The following is a 17509-nucleotide window of genomic DNA, read 5'->3' as shown; positions in this document are numbered from 1 at the left end:
TCTAGGTTGTGAAAGCACTTCACGACCAAGGAGCCAGCGTGCGTCAGACCAGCGAGGCGGAGTACGCGGAGTTCGCCAGGTCCGTGTGGCCGCAGCTCTACCGCACGGCGGTGGTCATCGTCGGTGACCGGCAGCTGGCCGAGGACCTGGTGCAGTCCGCGCTGGTGAAGACCTACGTCGCGTGGCCCCGGCTCCGCGAGCCCGCGAAAGCACACGCCTACACGCGGCGCGCGATGGTGAACGTGGCGCGCGACTGGTTCCGCAAGCGCTCGTGGACCCACGAGAACACCACCGACGTGGCGACCGAGGGTGCACCCAGCACCGATCACTCCGCCGCCCTCGTCGACCGGGTCACCTTGGCCGACGCGCTCCTGACCCTGCCGCCGGGCCAGCGCTCGGTCGTCGCACTGCGGTTCCTCGACGACCTGTCCGTCCAGGAGACGGCCGACCTGCTCAACATCACCACCGGCACCGTCAAGAGCCAGACCTCCGCCGCCCTCGCGGCACTTCGCTCGCACGCCCACCTCCTTCCCGAAGGCAGCCACCATGACTGATCAGCTGGTCGACCAGATCCGCCACCACGCCAACGCCGAGCCGGTCCCCGAGCTGGACCTCGACGGCGTGATCCGCCGCGGACGCCGCGCCCGCCGCCAGCGCACCGTCGCCCGTCGGTCCATCGCCGCCCTCGCGGTGGCTGCCGTGGCCGGCACCGCCGTCCTCGTCGGCACGAACCGGGACACCGGGCCGAGCCGGCTGGAGGTCAGCTCCACCATCGCGGCCGGCGACGTCGCGCTGGTCTCGGCCGCGTACCGGACAGGTGGCGCGTTCTCGCGAGGCGACACCCTCTGGTTCAGCGACCCCGACTACTCCGTCGACCTCGGCGTCACCGTCCAGCTCATGTACTACACAGCCGAGGGCGTGGTCGCCGGCGTCACGAATGACGAGGCCGGCGACGCCAAGCGCGACTACGTCTACGTCGGCACCGACGGGACGGTGCGCGAGCTGGACTTGCCGGGCAAGGTCGTCCCCGGAACGGACGCGCAGGCCGATCGGTTCACGTACCTGACCGAGCAGGGCGGCGGCTACCGGATCCATGTGGTCGAGGCATCCACCGGCCGCGAGCTGGCGACCCAGCCCTTCGACGCGCCCTACAGCTGGGCCGGATGGGCCGTCCCGCCCGTCGGCCTCACCGGCGACTACGTGGTGGTCGGCGTCGACGGCGACCAGCAGGTCGTCAATTGGCGAACCGGAGAGCGCGTCGCCGACGTTCCCGCCGAGCAGCTGCCCTCGACGGGAGGCGGGCGGGCGCTCGGCGGACCGCTCGGCGCGGAGACCTACGAGCTGGGCGAATCGACCCCGCTTCGATCGACGAAGGACCTCGCGATCACCGGCGAGGACGGCGGCGGCTCGTGGGCGTCCAACGACCTCTCCCCCGACGGCCGATTCGTGCAGACCACCAGCACCACCATCGGCGTGGACGACGACGGCACCGTCACCGAGGTCTACCGCGGCGCCGGAGGCGAGGTCGACGACAAGCCCGTCGTCCACGTCACCGAGGTCGACACCGGCAAGCGGATCACACTCCCGGGTCACGCCCGCACCTACGGCTGGACCCCGGACGGACGGCTGATGCGAGTCGACGGGAGCAAGGTCACCACGTGCGACGGTGCGTCCGGAGCCTGCACGTCCCGCACGGTGCCCGACGGTCCCGGCACCATCCGGATGGCCGGCCGGTACCTCGGGTCCTGATCCGGTTCGAGCATCGCGTGTGGACCGAGGGCTCACGTCGATGCGTTAGAACGGAGACATGCCCGGATTCCAGATCACCCCGATCGGCACGGTCAGCAACCACCGGACCGACGTCCAGCACTCGGATCAGTGGGGTGCGGTGCGCAGCACGATCACGATCGACGAGCGGTTCGGCGACGCGTGCCTGCAAGGCCTGGAAGGGTTCTCCCACGTCGAGGTGCTCTTCGTCTTCGACCAGTTCGAGGAGCTTGACGACTACCGCGAGCCGAAGCCCTACCGCGGGCGCACCGACCTGCCGTCGCTCGGTGTCTTCGCGGGTCGCGCGCCTCGTCGGCCCAACCGCATCGGGGTCACCAGCTGCGCGATCGAGTCCGTCGATGGCCGCGAGCTGACCGTCATCGGCCTGGATGCCGTCACCGGCACTCCCGTCGTCGACCTCAAGCCGGTGATGGTCGAGTTCCTCCCGACCGATGTCCGCCAGCCCGAGTGGGTCAGCGACGTCATGTCGGAGTACTTCAAGCCCTGATGCCCAGCACTCAGGGGCTGGTCACCATGGTCCGGGACGGGTAGAACTCGTCCATGACGAGAGACCGGTCCCGGACTGCTGCCCTGCTCGCCGTCGCCACCGGGATCTGGGTGCTCACGGATCTCGTGCGGGTGTGGGCGCCGTCGTTGATCACGATCTTCGGGCAGGCCGCGTCGACGCCGCCCGAGCTGATGGGTGCCTACGCGCTGGGGTGCGTCCTGCTCGGTGTCGTGGCCGCGTTCGTGGCACGGCGACACGCGACGGGCGCCGGCTGGATCGCACTGGCCGTGACCGTCGTCGCCAGAGTCGCTCTTCAGCTCACCGACGGTGGCCAGCCGCAGCTCGTCGTCGCGTCGGTCGGGGTCGCGGCCGGGGTCGCCTGGCTGTCGTTGTCAGCCGCCTCGCTCGGTGACGTCCTGGTGGTCGGGCTCGCCGCCGGGACCGCCCTGGGCGTCATCACCCACGCCGCGCTGGGGACGTGGGGCGCCGTCTGGCGGGACGACGTGTGGAGCTGGCTGGTGCTCTGCGTGCAGGTGGCCGGTGCCGCCTCGGCGTGGTGGTTCGCGCGCGGCCGGCATCCGGAGGCAGTCGCACGCAGGACGGCGTGGCTCGTCATGCCTGGACTGCTGCTGGTCGGCATCGTCCTGGGGAACGCAGGACGCGCGTCAGCCGTCGGAGGCGACGTGGGGCTGGTGGCCGTCGCGGTTGCGTCGGTGATCGCCATCCTCACGGCCTCGCTCCGACCTGGCCGTGCCGCCGCATGGGCCGCCACCGTGGTCCTGGTCGGCGCGACGGCGATCGGACTGCTCGTCACGACCGACGTCGGCGGAATCCCCGCGGTGGCACCGGCATGGACGGTCGTCGTGTCCGCGATCGGACTGCCGGCGTTGACGCTCCTGTGGAGCACCGCCGACCACGGCAACCCCGCGCGCCCCACCTCCCTCGCGCTGGGTGCACTGGCGTGGGTGGCGCTGCTGTTCGTCTACTACGCCGGCTACGACCTGGGCTACCGCGCCGACATCGTGCTCGTCCTGGCCGCCGTCGTGATCGGCGTCCTGGCCGCGACGGCTCGCCCCCGGCCGGCCAGGAACCAGGGACCGCGGTTCTCGCCAGTCCTCCTCGCTGCGTTCGCCGTCGCCGCGGCCGTGCTGGCGTGGGCCGGTCCCGCCGCCACCATCACGCCCCTCGACGGCGGCAACGAGGACGACGGCCTGCGAGTCACCGCCTACAACGTGAGGATGGGCTACGGGATGGACGGCACGTTCCGCCCGGACCTGGTGGCCGAGACGCTCCGCGACCAGGACGTCGCGCTGCTCAGCGAGGTCGACCGCGCCTGGCACCTCAACGGCGGCCAGGACCAGCTCGCGATCCTGGAGCGACTGCTCGAGCGGAGCGCGGTGTTCGCTCCGGCCGCCGACCCCGTCTGGGGCGATGCCGTCCTCACCGCGCTACCCGTCCTGGAGTCGGTCGGCAATCCCCTGCCGTCCCACGGCGCGGTCACCGGAGCCCAGGCGCTCTCGGTGCTCGTCGACGTCGATGGAACACCGACGTGGTTCGTGTCGACGCACCTGCAGCCGAACGACGGCGACGAGGGGGTCGAGGCGCAGACCGAGGACCTCGTGAAGGTCCTCCGGGCGCGTCTGGCCGACGGACACCCCCTCGTCCTGGGTGGCGATCTCAACACCCAGCCGGGCAGCGAGGCCTTCCGGCAACTGACCGAGCTCGGCCTGGTCGATGGGCTCGAAGGGGCAGGGCCGACGTCTCCGGCTGATCGCCCGACCGCCCGCATCGACCACCTGCTCGTGACGCCGGACCTGGACCCGGTGTCGCCGGACGTCGGGACGTCCCGGGCCTCGGACCATTTGCCGGTCTCCGTGACGCTCGACGTCGAGCCGTGAGTCAGAGCGAGGACAGCTGCGACTTCCAGAACGGCCGCCACCGCTCACGGTCCTCGGCGGAGGTCAGGCCCGCGTGCTGGACGGCGATCCGGTCAGCCGAGATGTCGACGTTGACCGCCGAGCCGTCCGCCAGCTTGGCCCGCCAGTAGCGCCACTTCTCGGTCGACCTGGCGCTCGGCTCCCCTGCCAGCTCCACCCCGTCGAACTCGGTCCGGCCGGCGACGGCATCGAGCCAGCGCTGGAGCAGCTCGTCGAGCGAGCCGACGACCTTCCTGGACGCGGACACCGCGTGATCGCCCTTCGACTGCTGACCCTGCTCGCGCAGCCCGTGCTGGTGGCCGTACTCGATCGCGATGGTCTGGGACCACCAGCCGTCGTTGAACGGCTTGCCGTTCGCCGCGTGCGTGGTGATGCCGAGCTCGTGGACACGCCGCAGGGCGAGCTTCGCGATCTCGGCGTGAGGCCGGTCGAGTGCGCCCTCGCTCGTCAACCACGCATCCCACTCGGTCCAATCGACGCCCGTGGCCGTGGAGATGCTTGCCGCCTTCGATGCCATGGGAGCGAGCCTCTCATCTTCGAGCCCGTCGTTCAGCGAGTCGGGTCGATGATCGTGATGTCCGCGAGTCTCGCCTGGCCGAAGACCGGCAGCAGGTCCGCTGCCAGCACCGAACTTCCAGCGCGTCACGGCCGACCCGACGACCAGGACCTCCCCGGCCAGTTCATGTCCCGGGACGTGCGGAAAGGCGCCGCCGTCGTCGTGACCCGACCGTCGCACCGCGCGGCTCGTCGACCCCGGTCATGTCGCCCCGCTCCCCCACTCGCATGTCCACGCTCATGGTCATCCTCTTCCGTCTCGCCGTCCTGTCACTCGTATGACGGCTGGACGGCCGAGAACTCATCCGAATCGCTCGCCGATCTCGGCCAGGACCCGCACCTGCGTGGGATTGAGGTGGCTCGCTCCGTGCTCGTCGAACAGCGCCTCGACGGCGCCGAGGTCCACCGTGGTGCTCAGGTCGAGGTCGCCGATGGCCGCGATCATCGCCGTCGTGGACTCCTCCACCAGCCGCTCGAGCTCCGCCGCGGGCGTCGACTCGTCGATCCGGTCGAACTGCTCGTAGATCGTGGCGAAGCTCGCCATCACGTCGGGATCGGCGAACCGCTCGTACAGAGCGCGGAGCAGCTGCGAGGTCGGCTCGCCTCCGAGGTGGGCGAGCAGCACCAGCTGCTCGCGCTCGAAGGCGACGAGGCGCGGCGGCAGGCTCATCGCCGAGGCGAGCGCTGCGTGGACGGCCAGCTCGGGGGGCAGGTCCGGCGATGCGCCTCCGGCGCGCAGCGCAGCGACGACCGCCCGCTGGCCAGTGAGCCGATCGATCTGCGCGGCCAGCTCGGCGTCGAGGGCCTCGAGTTGCGCGTCGTGGTCGGCGGTGTCGTCGAGGGGCAGGTCCTGCAGCGCGAACCCGAGGTCGGCGAGTCGCTTGATCCTGAGCACGCGCACGAGGTGGGCGACGTCGTACTCGCGGTAGCCGTTGGCGCTGCGCTCGGGCTCCTCCAGGATGCCGATCTGGTGGTAGTGCCGCAGCGTCCGCACGGTGACGCCCGCGAGGCCGGCGAGCTCCCCACTACGCATCGACGGTCTCCGGTTCGTTCGGGTCGAGGTCACGCAGCGCGGGATCCGCGACCGCGACGACCGATGTCAGGACCCACAGTGCCACGAAGCCGAGTGCCGCCACGGTGAGACTGACCTGCTCGATGACGACCGCGGCCAACAGGATGGCAGCGGGCGCGGCCGCGGTCATGAGCGCGTTCTGAGTCCCCATCACGCGCCCGAGCGCCGACTCCGGCACGGCGCTGATCGTGAGCAACCCCAGCAGGGCGCCGCACAGGCCGCTGCCGAGACCGAGGACGAACCCACCCGTGAGCAGAAGCCAGGTCGTCGGCAGCAACCCGATCACGAGGAAGCCAAGCGACGACACCAGCAGCCCGGTGACGAGCCACACGCGGCGGGTGAGGCGGTGCGTGAAGGCGACGTACAGCGCGCTGCCGGTGAGCAGCCCCGCCGCGATCGAGGTGAGCACGAACCCCAGTCGTCCGGGTTGATCGATGAGGGTGAAGTGCACCGGAAGGATCAGCGCCTGAAACGCCGACAAGGTCATGACCGAGAGCAGTGACAGGCCCGTCACCACGGCCACCAGCCGTGTCCGGGTCAGCAGGCGCCAGCCCTCGACGAACTCGTTCCACGCTCCCAGCGGCGCCGTGGCGGGCGCGTCGTCCGGCCGGCCGACGTGGCGCGGGATGCCGAGCGTGAGCAGCGCCGCCAGGAACGACGTTCCGGCGGTGACCCACAGGACGGTGGAGCCCTCGAAGAGGGTCATCAGCAGTCCTGCCACGGCCGGGCCGATCAGCAGCGAGATCCCTCCGAGCGACTCCCGCAGCCCGATGAGCCGCTCGGTGGAGATGGTCGAGCTCCGGGCGACGCGCGGCAGCAGCGCCTCACGCGCGGTCATTCCTGGGACGTCACCGAGCGAGCCGACGACCCCGAACAGCACGAACCACCCGACCTCGAGCCCGACCAGGCCGTCCACGATCGGCAGGGCCGCGACCGACGCGGCCGACACGAGGTCGGTCACGACGGACGACGTGACGCGATTGATCCGGTCGATCACGACGCCCATGAACAGTCCTGCCAGGACGGCCGGCACCGCGGTGGCCGCCGCCACCCATCCGGCCGACATCGCGCTGCCGGTCGACTGGAGGACGATCAGCGGCAGGGCGATCGCTGCGATCGAGTTGCCGAGGACCGAGACGAAGTAGGAGGCGAGGTAGAGCGCTGGTGTCCGCATGCCCCCAGTCGAATCCCTGACGTCGCGTCGGGGTCAAGTTCGCCCCTTGTCGCCTGCTGCTGACGCAGAGGGGTCTCCTGCGCCTTCGCCATCTTGGTCAGGAGCTTGGAGACATGGTGCGTCAGAGCGTGGGGTCGATGATGGTCATCCCCGCGAGCTTCGCCTGGTCGAAGACCGGCAGCAGAGCCGCCGCCTCCTCGAGGCCGATGGTGCGCTCGATCAGGCGCTGCGGCTGCAGCGCTCCTGACTCGATGAGCGCCATCATCCCCGGGTAGTCGACCGCGGCCATGCCGTGACTGCCGAGCACGTCGATCTCCCAGCCGATGACGCGTGCCATCGGCACACGGGGATGCCCGTCGACCGGCGGGAGGAGTCCCACCTGGGCGAGGCGACCGCGGCGGCGCAGGCTGAGGATCGCGTCGGCGCAGGTCTGCTCGCTGCCGACCGCGTCGACGGCGACGTGGCTGCCGCCTCCGGTGAGTTCCGCGACCGACGCGGGGATGTCGCGTCCGTCGGCGAGCAGCGTGTGCTCGGCGCCGAGGTCCGCCGCGACGGCGAGGGCCTCGGGATTCCGGTCCACCGCGACGACCCGGGCGCCGAGCGCGCGGGCGATCATGACGGAGCTCAGCCCCACTCCCCCGGCGCCCACGACCGTGACCCATTCGCCCTCGGCCACCCGCGCCCGGCCGACCAGCGCGCGGTACGCGGTGGCGAACCGGCAGCCCAGGCCGGCCGCGGTCGCGAAGTCGACGGTCTCGGGGATCCGCACGAGGTTCGTGTCGGCCGCGTGCACGACCACCTGCTCGGCGAACGAGCCCCAGTACGTGAAGCCGGGCTGCTGTTGGTCCGGGCAGACCTGCGCGTCGCCGGCCAGACACCACTCACACGTTCCGCAGCCCGCCACGAACGGGACCGTGACGCGATCACCGATCTCCCAGTCGGCGACGCCCGCACCGAGCTCGACGACGACCCCGGCCAGCTCGTGGCCCGGCACGTGAGGAAAGACGACGCCGTCGTCGTGGCCCGCCCACGCGTGCCAGTCGCTTCGGCACAGCCCCGTGGCGGCCACGCGGACCACGACGCCATCAGCGGGAGCCGATGGCTCGGGGACGTCGCGGACCTCGGGACGGGCCCGGGCGGCATCGAGGACAAGCGCGCGCATCGCCAGATCATCTCAGGGTGATGCGCGCCCCGCCCATCAACCCTGGACGGTGACCAGGTCCTCGAGCGCGGTCGGCTTGCGGCCGCCGACCCGCTCGACGACGTCCGTGACCCGCTCGAGCTTGCCGAGCCGGATCGAGGCACCGAACGACACGAGCAGCGGCGCGAAGGCCTCCGGGACGCCCGCGGCGACCAGTCCGCCCGCGTAGGTCTCGTCGTCGACGTCGATCACGTCGACGGGACGGCCCGCGAGCTTCGTGGCGAGAGCGGCCTGGTCGGCTGCGGTCACGGCGCTCGGACCCGTGACGTCGTACTCCCGGCCCTCGTGGCCCTCACCGGTCAGGACGCCCACGGCCACCGCGGCGCAGTCGGCGCGAGTGACGTAGGCGGCTCCGCCGTCGCCCGTGTTCGTGAAGAGCTGGCCGCTCGCGGCCGCCTGTTCGACGGTGCCGACCTGCATCTCGGCGTAGAGGTTGTTGCGCAGCATCGTCCACGCCAGACCGCTGTCACGCAGGGCCTGTTCGGTAGCGGCGTGGTCGGGGACGACGCCCGAGGGGTTGTCCTGCGTCGGCTCGGGGATGGACGTGTAGGCCACGTGCTGGACACCCGCCCTCGCCGCGGCGTCGATGGCCGCGCGGTGACCTTCGAGACGGGCTCCGACCAGGTCGGTCGAGATCAGGAGCATCCGATCCACTCCCGCCAGCGCATCGGGGAGGCTCTCGGGCTGGCCGAAGTCGGCGGCCCGGACGGTGGCGCCCCGCTCGGCGAGGTCGGCGAGCCTGGCCGGGTCGCGGGTCAGCAGCACGACCTCGGAGGGATCGACGGCGGCGAGCAACTGGTCGGCGACGAGGCGGCCGAGCTGGCCCGAGGCACCGGTGATGGCGATGGTCATGAGGAGTCCTGATCTGTAGTCACGGTGATGGCGGTTGTTCAACTGTAGCCATCGTGATGACATTAAGGCAAGATGGGGGCATGGCCAGGTCGACCAACACCCAGTTCGCAGTGGCCGTGCACGTGCTGACCTACCTCAGTGCGAGCGCTGCCGCCGGCCGCACCGATCCCGTCGGCTCCGAGGAGCTGGCCGGGAGCGCCGCGGTCAACCCCGTGCACGTCCGCAAGGTCCTGGGCCCGCTGCGCGCCGCCGGACTGGTGCGCTCGCGCGCCGGCGCGCACGGCGGATGGGAGCTGGCCGCCGACCCCGGCGACGTCACCCTCGCCCGGGTGTGGAGGCTGCTGCAGGGCGACGACCCGGTACTCGGCATCCACGGCCCGAACCCGGCCTGCGCCGTCGGCGGCAGCATCCAAGGTGTGCTCGTCGATCTCGATCGGCACGTGACCGACGCGATCGTCGCGAGACTCGACGCGATCACGCTGCGCGACATCCTCGCGGACGCGGGGTTCAACGCCGACGACTACGCGATGCTCACGTCAGGCGCGATGCGCTGATCAGCTGGCGTCAGGTGGCGAGGAGGTCCGCCAGGACCCCGCTGCGCCGGGACACCTCGTCGTCGTCGTGAGGGTCCACCCACGGGCACGCGACGTCGAGCGCCACCGCTCTCCCGCTGGCCAGCAGCCGCCTCACCGCGTCCACGACCTCGGAGCGCGAGGGTCCGTCCGCCGCCGGGAAGCACAGGCCCGGGACCTCCTGCGGGTCGATCACGTCCACGTCGACGTGCACCAGCACGGGACCGACGGGCAGATCGGCAGCCGAGACGTCCGCGACCGTCGTGTGGGTGACGCCTGCGCGGGCGAGGTAGTCCGCCTCGGCCGGGTCGAGATCACGCGCGTCGACCAGGACGGCTCGGTCCTCGGCCAGGGGACGCAGCCCGAGCGGCTCGCCCAGCAGCTCGGCGTCACCACCAAGCACCATGCGCAACGCCGCGCCACCCAGGTAGCCGGACTCCGAGGACGCCATCGTGTGGACGTCTCCGTGCGCGTCGAACCAGGCGATGGACGGGTCGAGACCGGCGCGTTGCAGCCCCACGAGCGTGCCGACGGTGGCGAGGCAGTCGCCGGTCACGACGCGGACCCGACCGTGCCCCACGGCCCGCGCCACCGCGTCGGCGTGGGCGTCGTACAGCGCCACGAGCCGACTCCACTGGTCCGTCTCGGGAAGTGACGTATCGACCACCTCGGCCGAGAGGCCCTCGGGCAGCACGATGCTGCGGTCGTCCAGGCGCTCGTCCTGGTGGTACGGCAGGAGAACGAGGCTCACGATCGTGACGTTACGCGACCCTAGACTGGCGCGGTGGCGCATCCGGAGGGGATCTGGTGGGCGTCCGTGGGCGAAGGTCCCGCGGTCGTCGTGCCGCGCCTGAACATCGACTGCGCCCAGGTGGACCTCTCGACGCTGACGGACCGGTTCCGCGTGGTGCTGGTCGCTCCGCGGGGCTTCGGTCCCAGCAGCCGCCCGGGGGCGTACGACATGGCTGGCTTCGTGGACGACATCGACCGAGTCCTCGACCACCTGGGCGTCGGCTCCTTCGACACGTTCGGCTACTCGATGAACGGCGTGATGGCCGCGCGGCTGGCCCTCGGCACCGATCGCGTCAGAGCGGTGGCGTGCGGCGGGTTCCCGCTCACCGCGGACCTCGCCGGCATGGGAGACCGGGCACGTGCCCGCAACGACGCGGCACGCCATGACCCGGACTCATGGACCGAGATCCTGCAGACCTACGACCCGCTGGCCACCGAGGTCTTCTGGGACGACATCGCCTCGCTGCCGAGAGCCGCGCTGGCGGACCTCGACTGCCCAATCAGATTGTGGTGGGGGCAGGAGGACGGCGTGCTGGCGTCACTCGTCTCCCCCGCCGAGCTCCAGCGCGATCTGGACTCTCGCGCGATCCCGTACGACGTCGTGCCCGGGCTCGACCACGACGGGATGCTGCGGCACCTCGACCTCGTGCTGCCGTCGATCGCCGACTGGCTCGCCGCGCTGCCCGCTCTCGATTCGTGAGCGACGCCGTCACGTGACCTCGGGAGCGATCGTCTCGTGCACCAACCAGTGCCACACCAGCGCATGCCCGAGTGCGACCAGCAGCACCAGCAGCAGCGCCTCCACCTGGATCGGTCGCAGGCCGATCGGCTCGGCGAGGCCAGGGAAGACGCCGACCAGCGCGATGACGACGTAGATCGCCACCGCGCCGGCCCGGATCGTCATGAGCGCCGGGTCCGTGTCGGTGGCCAGCAGTCGCGCCGTCGCCACGCCGCCGGCCACCGCGATGACGATGAAGCTGATCCGCCAGACCTCGGGCTCCGTCACCCCACCGACCTGGGCGAACAGTCCCATCAGCGCGGGCAGCAGGAACGCCAGGTAGACACCCCCGATGGCGCGCCGCCGCGGTGGATCGGTCACCCAGCTCGTCTCGCGCGTCGTGACGCCCCACCACAACCCGACGAGGGTGAAGCAGGTCGCCGAGAAGAGTGCGTAGAAGGTGCTGACGTCCATGGTGACTCCCGGAGTTCGCTCAGCCCGTGCCGTTCGGCATGGTGACCACGACGTTGCCCACCTTGCGACCGGTGTCCACGTACGCGTACGCCTCGCGGAGGTCGGCGAAGTCGAACGTGCGGTCCACGACGGGCCGATAGGCATCCCGGTCCATCAGGTCAGCGAGGTGCACGGCCAACTCGGTCGTCGCATGGGGCAGCGGGAACGTGGCATGACGCTGCCCGAGCGCCCTGGCAGCGGGACCGAATGCGGCGAGCAGGAGGTTCTGGCCGCCGCGCCCCAACTCGGACGACACATACGAACCGCCCTTCGTCAGGAGGGGACGAGCCTGCGCGAACGAGAGGTGTCCCGTGACGTCGACCACGGCATCGAAACCGGACGCGAGGCCATCAACCTCGCCCACGACGACCTGCGTCGCACCCAGCTCGGTCAACACGTCCGGTCGGCCCCTTGGAACCCGGTCGCACACCGCGGTGACCTCCGCCCCCTCGGCACGCAGCAGCTGCACGAGTGCCGAGCCGATGCCGCCGGTCGCTCCATGAACGAGCACCCGATCGCCGGCGCCGACTCCCGTGACCCGCAGGCACGCATGGGCGTAGTGCGCGCCTTCCATGCCCGGTGCCGCATCTGCGAGGTCCCACCCGTCGGGCACGCGCGCCACGAGTCCGTCCACCGGAACGGCGACCAGCTCGGCATGGGCCCCCGGCCGCCCGTCGACGAACCCGAAGACACGGTCTCCGGAGGCGAAGGTCTTCACGTCCTCGCCGACCTCGATCACGACGCCTGCGTACTCGGACCCCAGCACCTCGACACGCGGTCGCTGGAGGCCGCATACGGCGCGGTTGATCCACGGCTTGCCGGACCGGTAGGCGGTGTCGGTGCGGTTCACCGTGGTCGCATGGACGCGGACCACGATCTCGCCCGTCGCGGCGACCGGATCGGGAAGGTCGTCGAACTCGATGACCTCAGGTCCTCCGTAGCGTCTTCGGACTGCCGCACGCATGGCTCAGTATGACTCTCGCGGCGCTGCGGACGCGTGAATTGCGCAGTCGGCCCGAGCCGGCACCGTGTCGAGGCCGACGTAGCGGACCTCGACCCGGGCGCTGAACCGCTCGGGATGGCCCGTCCGCGGCACCGTGAGGCTGCGCGACCTCGTGGCCACCAGCTCTCCCAGGTCGAAGATGACCAGCTGCGAGGGGAACGTGTGCAGCACCTGGTCGGCTGCCCCGTCCGCACCGGCACCGACGATCTCGATGCACTCCTCGAAGCCCAGGCCGGCGTCGCCGAGAAAGCGCTCCAGGGCGGACTGCTGGACCGAGTACGAGACGTCGAGCACGGCGTTCGTCCCATCAGGAGAGGAGATCGAGAACGTCAGGTTCGTGATCGCGGTCATGGTGGCTCCTCGACGGGTGCGTGCATCCTCGGAGAGGCTGCACGCACCCGGCGCGATACGCACCGATCAGTCGGCCACCCGCAAGCGCACCGCGAGGACGGGGATGACCACTGCCGCCGCGATCAGGTGCAGTGCGACGAGAGTCGCCGTGGTCCCGGCGTCGGCACCGGCCAGGAAGGGCGGCACCAACGAGGCCGCGGTGAGCACGACCGTCGTCCTGATGAACCAGCGCGACGGATGCGGACTCCACCTCGAAAGCGCGACGGCGAGGACGACGCCCAGCAGGCAGAAGAACCCGGTCACCGTGGCGAAGCCGCCCAGCGGGATCACCTCACCATCGTCGGGGATCTCGAAGTCCACGCCCACGGCCTTCGCCAGCGCCGCGGCCCCGACGACCGCCACCATCGTGGCGATCGTGGCGAGGAGACCCGCCGCCGCGACACCGAGGAGCCTGCGGGCCGTCGACCCGGATGCCGCGGTGCTCATGACTCCCCCTGGGCGTAGTCGGCCGGCAGGCGCTCGGGCAGGCCGAGACGCGGGAACTGGTCGGCGTGGAAGGTGGTGATCTCGCTGATGACCCCGTCCTCGATCCGCAGGACATCGACGGTCAACGGCAGGTAGGCGCCCGCCGTCTCGTCCCACTGGTACGCACCGAGCGCCGGCTGGCGGTTGACCGCCGTCTCGACGACGCGCAGACCGGTCATCTCCGCGAACTCGTGCTCGTTCCAGTCCTCCAGCACCGCGGCGCGGCCGATCACCAGGCCGGGAGTCGGCGGCATCGAGACCCGCACGTCCTCACGCAGCATCTCGGCGATCGCGTCGATGTCGGCCGACACGGACGCCTCGGCATACCTCCGCACGAGGTCGTGGGTCGCGGTGTCCTCATCGCCGCCGGTCCAGTCCTGGCGACTGGCGGGCAGGTGCTCGCGCAGTCCGGCACGCGCCCGCTGCAGGGCGCTGTTGACCGAGTTCACCGAGTCCCCGAGCAGCTCGGCCACGTCCTTGGCCGGCCATCCCACCACGTCCCGCAGGATCAACACGGCCCGAGGCCGGGGCGCCAGGTGCTGCACCGCGACGAGGTAGGCCAGCTCGATCGTCTCCCTCGAGACCGCTGCCGCCTCCGGGCCGTCCTCCTGCGCGACCAGCTCGTCGAGGAGCCGGTCGGGGTAGGGCTGCAGCCACAGCACCTCTCCCCCGGTCGCCGGCTCCGGGCGCCGCTTCGCCAGCAGGTCCAGGCAGGCGTTGGTCGCGATCTTGTAGAGCCAGGCGCGGAACGTCGATCGTCCCTCGTACGTCTCGCGACGCCGCCAAGCCCGCAGGAACGTCTCCTGCACGGTGTCCTCGGCGTCCTCAAAGGACCCGAGCATCCGGTAGCAGTGGACGTGCAGCTCACTCCGATGCCGCTGCGCGAGCCCCGTGAACTCGGACTCGTCGACGTCGGCCATGTCGCCTCGCTCCCCCACTCGTGTGCTCACGCTCATGGTCATCCTCTTCCGTCTCGTCGCGTGCTGTCATCCATATGACGGCCTGCACGGCGAGAACTCATCACTCACGGATCGCGCCGCATGGAGCAGGTCCCGGATGGGTACATGCGTGCCAGTGCTGCCGCCCCGGCGCGCAGGGGCGTGCGCGCGAGGCCCGCCGAGTCGAGCAAGCGGCTCGGCGGGCCGTCCTATCATGTGGACAGCGCGACAGGTCAGGAGTTGGAGGCGAATTGTCCATGGAGTCGAACCGGGCGGAGATCTCGGAGCGTATGGCGGCGGCGGCACGCGAGATGCAGGATCAGCACGACCCCGAGTCGACCGTCAAGAACGCCGTGGAACTCCTCGTCCGCAACGTCCCCGGATGCACGTCCGCGAGCATCTCCCTGGTCCATGCCAAGCGGCGCATCGAGACCCCGGCGGCCAGCGATGAGCTTGCTGCCATGGGCGACCGGCTCCAGGAAGAGCTGAACGAGGGTCCGGCGCTCGACACCCTGTGGGACCACGAGACCGCCTACGCCCCCGATCTCGCCAGCGACGACCGATGGCCCGTGTGGGGCGCTCGGCTCGCCGAGGCCACCGGTGCGGCCAGTGTGCTGACGTTCCGCCTGTTCACGCTGTCGGACGTGATCGGGGCGCTCAGCATGTACTCGACCGAGGTCGACGCGTTCGACGCGGCGGACAAGGCCGAGGGCGTGGCGCTCGCCGCGCACATCGCCATCGCGGTGCTGGCCGCGCAACGAGTCGACCAGTACGAGACGGCGCTCGACTCGCGGACCGTCACCGCGCAGGCCTGCGGCATGCTGATGGAGCGCTACGAGATCGACTCCGTCGCCGCCTTCAATCTGCTGACGCGGGTCTCGTCGACCCAGAACATCAAGCTGCGCCATCTGGCCGCCGACCTCGTCGCCACGCGCGTGCTGCCGGAGATGCCGTCGCCTTCGCCTGACGCCTGACCGACCCCGGTGCTTGACGCTGCCGCTACGGCAGGACCAGCCTGACGACATGGAGCGGTCCTGGCCGCTGACCGGGCGAGACGAGGAGCGTCGCCGGATCGTCGAGGCGATCCGGCCCACCGCCGCGGGAATCGTCGTGGCGGGCTCGGCAGGCGTCGGGAAGACGCGTCTCGCGCGAGAAGCGCTGTCGGCCGCCTGCGCGCAGGACGCGAGCATCGTGTGGGCCCTGGGCAGCGCCGCCGCTCGGTCCGTCCCGCTCGGTGCCTTCGCGGGCGCGTTCGAGGGCTCGGTCGGCGACGGTGCCGGTACGGTCGCCCGAGCGTTGGACCAGCTCCGACGACGCCGCCCCCGCGTGCTGGTCGTCGATGACGCGCATCAGCTGGACGAGCACTCGGCGCTCGTCCTGCACCGGGTCGTCGTCCGTCGGCTCGCACCGGTCTTGGTCACCCTCAGGCGTGGCGAGCCGGCTCCCGACACCGTCACCGCGCTGTGGAAGGACGACCTGCTCCCCCGCCTGGATCTCGGTCCGCTGGACGCCGACCAGGTCGCGACGCTGGTGGCCCGGGTCCTGGGAGGCCCGGTCGAGTCAGCCTCCGCACGGCGGCTGTGGCGTCTGGCGGAGGGCAGTCCGCTGTTCCTGCGCCACGTACTCGTGGGCGAGGTCGCCGCCGGACGCTTCACGCCTTCGTCCGGTGTGTGGTGCTGGACCAGCGAACCGCGAATCACGCCCGAGCTGACGGAGCTGCTCGAGCACGAGATCGGCGACCTCGCGCCTGACGTGCGGGAGGTCGTCGACGTGGTGACCCTGGCGGAGCCCGTGTCGCTCACGACGCTCGTCGCGCTGACCTCGTCGGCCGCGGTGGAGCAGTCCGAGGACCGTGGCCTCGTCCGCATGGACGGAGATCTCGTCCGGCTCGCCCACCCGCTGTACGGCGAGGTGCGCCGGAACGCGATGGGCACACTGCGGGCACGGCGGCTGCGCGGACGGATCGCGACGACCCTCGATGACGCCGACCCGATCCCCCGCGCCGTCCTCTCGCTCGACTCCGACCTCGAGCCAGATCCTGTGGTGTTCCTTCGGGCGGCCGAGGCGGCGACACGCCTCTACGACCTGCCTCTGGCCGAGCGCCTGGCCCGCGCGGCCGCGGCCGGCGGTGACCCCACCGCTCGCCGGGTGCACGCTGCGACCCTGTCCTGGCTCAGCCGCGGCGTCGAGGCGGAGACGATCTTGGTGGACCAGGCCGCGTCAGCGACCGATGATGCGTCACGGGCGATGGCGCACCTGCTGCGATCGGGGAACCTGCTGTTCACGATGGCCCGTCCCGACGCGGCGCGACAGGCGCTCGACCAGGCGGCTGCCACCGGCGCATACCCCGACCACGTCGCTGCGATGTCCCTCGCCCTGGCCGCCGCCACCGGCGACCTGCGAACGGTGCTGGACGACGGACCAACGGTCTTGCGTGCCGAGCTGCCGGATGACCTGGCACGCATTCTCGTCGCCTCGGCGATCTCGGCGGCGGGCGCGGTCACGGGCGATGCCGCACTGCTCGACGAGGCGGCAGTCGTGGGTGGGCTGACCGCCGAGCACGTTCCGACGGTCATCCCCGGGTTCGGTCTCGCGGACTTCCAGGTGCTCGGTCGTCGTCTCATCGGCGAGCCCACCCGGGGCGCCGAGCTCGCGGAACGGATGCGAGCCGCCTCGGACGAGCTGCCGGGCCCGGCCCGGTTGATGGGGCTGGTCGTGGCCGGGCACGCTGCGCTGGGGTGCGGCCGACTGCACGACGCCGTGCCGCTGCTGAGCGAGGCGTGGGCGGGACTCGCCGACTCGGGGCACGAGTTCAGGTTCCGCTGCCGGTCGCTGCTCGCCATGGCACTGGCGCAGGCCGGCCAGCCGGAACGGGCGAAGACGTCGGTCGCGACGGAGCGACATCCGGCCTACACGCTCTTCGGCCCCGACGACGTCCTCGCCCGAGCCTGGGGCGCGGCCGCGGAGGGCTCCACGACCGAAGCGATCGGCCACGCGGTCGCCGCCGCCGAGCTGGCGCGGAACCTCGGCG

At 71.3% G+C, this 17509-nt stretch carries 19 protein-coding genes; 8 read left to right on the top strand and 11 right to left on the bottom strand.

Annotated features, from left to right (window positions below):
• The first annotated feature begins 38 nt into the window (after positions 1-38).
• From RT323_RS09460 to RT323_RS09445, 4 genes are read left to right on the top strand one after another with little or no spacing between them, the layout of a single operon-like run.
• Entirely contained in the window at positions 39-554 is a 516-nt protein-coding gene (locus RT323_RS09460) for a SigE family RNA polymerase sigma factor (protein ID WP_313407500.1), read from the top strand.
• Entirely contained in the window at positions 547-1749 is a 1203-nt protein-coding gene (locus RT323_RS09455) for a hypothetical protein (protein WP_313407498.1), read from the top strand. The genes RT323_RS09460 and RT323_RS09455 overlap by 8 nt, the downstream gene beginning before the upstream one ends.
• Positions 1750-1807: 58 nt before the next feature.
• A complete protein-coding gene (locus RT323_RS09450; RefSeq protein WP_313407495.1) occupies positions 1808-2275 on the top strand; it encodes an SAM-dependent methyltransferase in 468 nt (155 codons plus the stop codon).
• A gap of 53 nt (positions 2276-2328) precedes the next feature.
• Complete coding sequence (locus RT323_RS09445) at positions 2329-4173, top strand: endonuclease/exonuclease/phosphatase family protein (RefSeq protein ID WP_313407493.1); 1845 nt, start codon at positions 2329-2331, stop codon at positions 4171-4173.
• Position 4174: 1 nt separating this feature from the next.
• Here the strand turns inward: RT323_RS09445 and RT323_RS09440 are convergent, their stop codons facing one another.
• From RT323_RS09440 to RT323_RS09420, 5 genes are all read right to left on the bottom strand, one after another.
• Positions 4175-4729 (bottom strand): hypothetical protein, encoded by a 555-nt coding sequence (locus RT323_RS09440; protein ID WP_313407491.1) that lies wholly within the window; start codon positions 4727-4729, stop codon positions 4175-4177.
• Positions 4730-5068: 339 nt separating this feature from the next.
• On the bottom strand, positions 5069-5800 hold the full coding sequence (locus RT323_RS09435; RefSeq protein WP_313407488.1) for a MerR family transcriptional regulator: 732 nt from the start codon (positions 5798-5800) through the stop codon (positions 5069-5071).
• Complete coding sequence (locus RT323_RS09430) at positions 5793-7013, bottom strand: MFS transporter (RefSeq protein ID WP_313407485.1); 1221 nt, start codon at positions 7011-7013, stop codon at positions 5793-5795. Before RT323_RS09430 ends, RT323_RS09435 begins: the two co-directional genes overlap by 8 nt.
• Positions 7014-7134: 121 nt before the next feature.
• A complete protein-coding gene (locus RT323_RS09425) occupies positions 7135-8175 on the bottom strand; it encodes a zinc-binding dehydrogenase (protein WP_313407483.1) in 1041 nt (346 codons plus the stop codon).
• Between the two features lie 36 nt (positions 8176-8211).
• The gene (locus RT323_RS09420; RefSeq protein ID WP_313407481.1) at positions 8212-9066 is read right to left on the bottom strand and encodes an SDR family oxidoreductase; all 855 of its coding nucleotides are present in this window, start codon (positions 9064-9066) and stop codon (positions 8212-8214) included.
• 80 nt (positions 9067-9146) lie between these two features.
• On the opposite strand from RT323_RS09420, the gene RT323_RS09415 reads away from it, so the two are divergent.
• Positions 9147-9620 (top strand): Rrf2 family transcriptional regulator, encoded by a 474-nt coding sequence (locus RT323_RS09415; protein ID WP_313407478.1) that lies wholly within the window; start codon positions 9147-9149, stop codon positions 9618-9620.
• Between the two features lie 10 nt (positions 9621-9630).
• Here the strand turns inward: RT323_RS09415 and RT323_RS09410 are convergent, their stop codons facing one another.
• Entirely contained in the window at positions 9631-10389 is a 759-nt protein-coding gene (locus RT323_RS09410; protein WP_313407475.1) for an arginase family protein, read from the bottom strand.
• A 33-nt stretch (positions 10390-10422) separates the two neighbouring features.
• Here RT323_RS09410 and RT323_RS09405 point away from each other — a divergent pair, with 33 nt between their 5' ends.
• A complete protein-coding gene (locus tag RT323_RS09405) occupies positions 10423-11130 on the top strand; it encodes an alpha/beta hydrolase (RefSeq protein WP_313407473.1) in 708 nt (235 codons plus the stop codon).
• A gap of 9 nt (positions 11131-11139) precedes the next feature.
• Here the strand turns inward: RT323_RS09405 and RT323_RS09400 are convergent, their stop codons facing one another.
• The 5 genes from RT323_RS09400 to RT323_RS09380 all read right to left on the bottom strand — a co-directional run bounded on the left by RT323_RS09400 (position 11140) and on the right by RT323_RS09380 (position 14496).
• Complete coding sequence (locus RT323_RS09400) at positions 11140-11622, bottom strand: hypothetical protein (RefSeq protein ID WP_313407471.1); 483 nt, start codon at positions 11620-11622, stop codon at positions 11140-11142.
• Positions 11623-11641: 19 nt separating this feature from the next.
• Entirely contained in the window at positions 11642-12625 is a 984-nt protein-coding gene (locus RT323_RS09395; protein ID WP_313407469.1) for an NAD(P)-dependent alcohol dehydrogenase, read from the bottom strand.
• A gap of 3 nt (positions 12626-12628) precedes the next feature.
• Positions 12629-13015 carry a hypothetical protein gene (locus tag RT323_RS09390; protein ID WP_313407467.1) on the bottom strand — a complete coding sequence of 129 codons (387 nt, stop codon included), beginning with the start codon at positions 13013-13015 and terminating at the stop codon, positions 12629-12631.
• A 66-nt stretch (positions 13016-13081) separates the two neighbouring features.
• Positions 13082-13501: a DUF6069 family protein gene (locus RT323_RS09385; RefSeq protein ID WP_313407465.1), complete on the bottom strand. Its 420-nt coding sequence runs from the start codon at positions 13499-13501 to the stop codon at positions 13082-13084.
• Positions 13498-14496 (bottom strand): RNA polymerase subunit sigma-70, encoded by a 999-nt coding sequence (locus tag RT323_RS09380; RefSeq protein ID WP_313407463.1) that lies wholly within the window; start codon positions 14494-14496, stop codon positions 13498-13500. Before RT323_RS09380 ends, RT323_RS09385 begins: the two co-directional genes overlap by 4 nt.
• Positions 14497-14735: 239 nt before the next feature.
• Between RT323_RS09380 and RT323_RS09375 the strand changes: the two genes are divergently transcribed.
• Complete coding sequence (locus tag RT323_RS09375; protein WP_313407461.1) at positions 14736-15452, top strand: GAF and ANTAR domain-containing protein; 717 nt, start codon at positions 14736-14738, stop codon at positions 15450-15452.
• Positions 15453-15501: 49 nt separating this feature from the next.
• Positions 15502-17509, top strand: a 2008-nt coding sequence (locus RT323_RS09370) for an AAA family ATPase (RefSeq protein WP_313407458.1), incomplete at its 3' end; no start/stop codon positions are given.

The sequence above is a fragment of the Aeromicrobium sp. genome, assembly GCF_032084975.1.
GTDB lineage: Bacteria > Actinomycetota > Actinomycetes > Propionibacteriales > Nocardioidaceae > Aeromicrobium.
The sequence above is the reverse complement of the archived record's forward strand: the minus strand, read 5'-3'. Positions and strand labels throughout refer to the sequence as shown.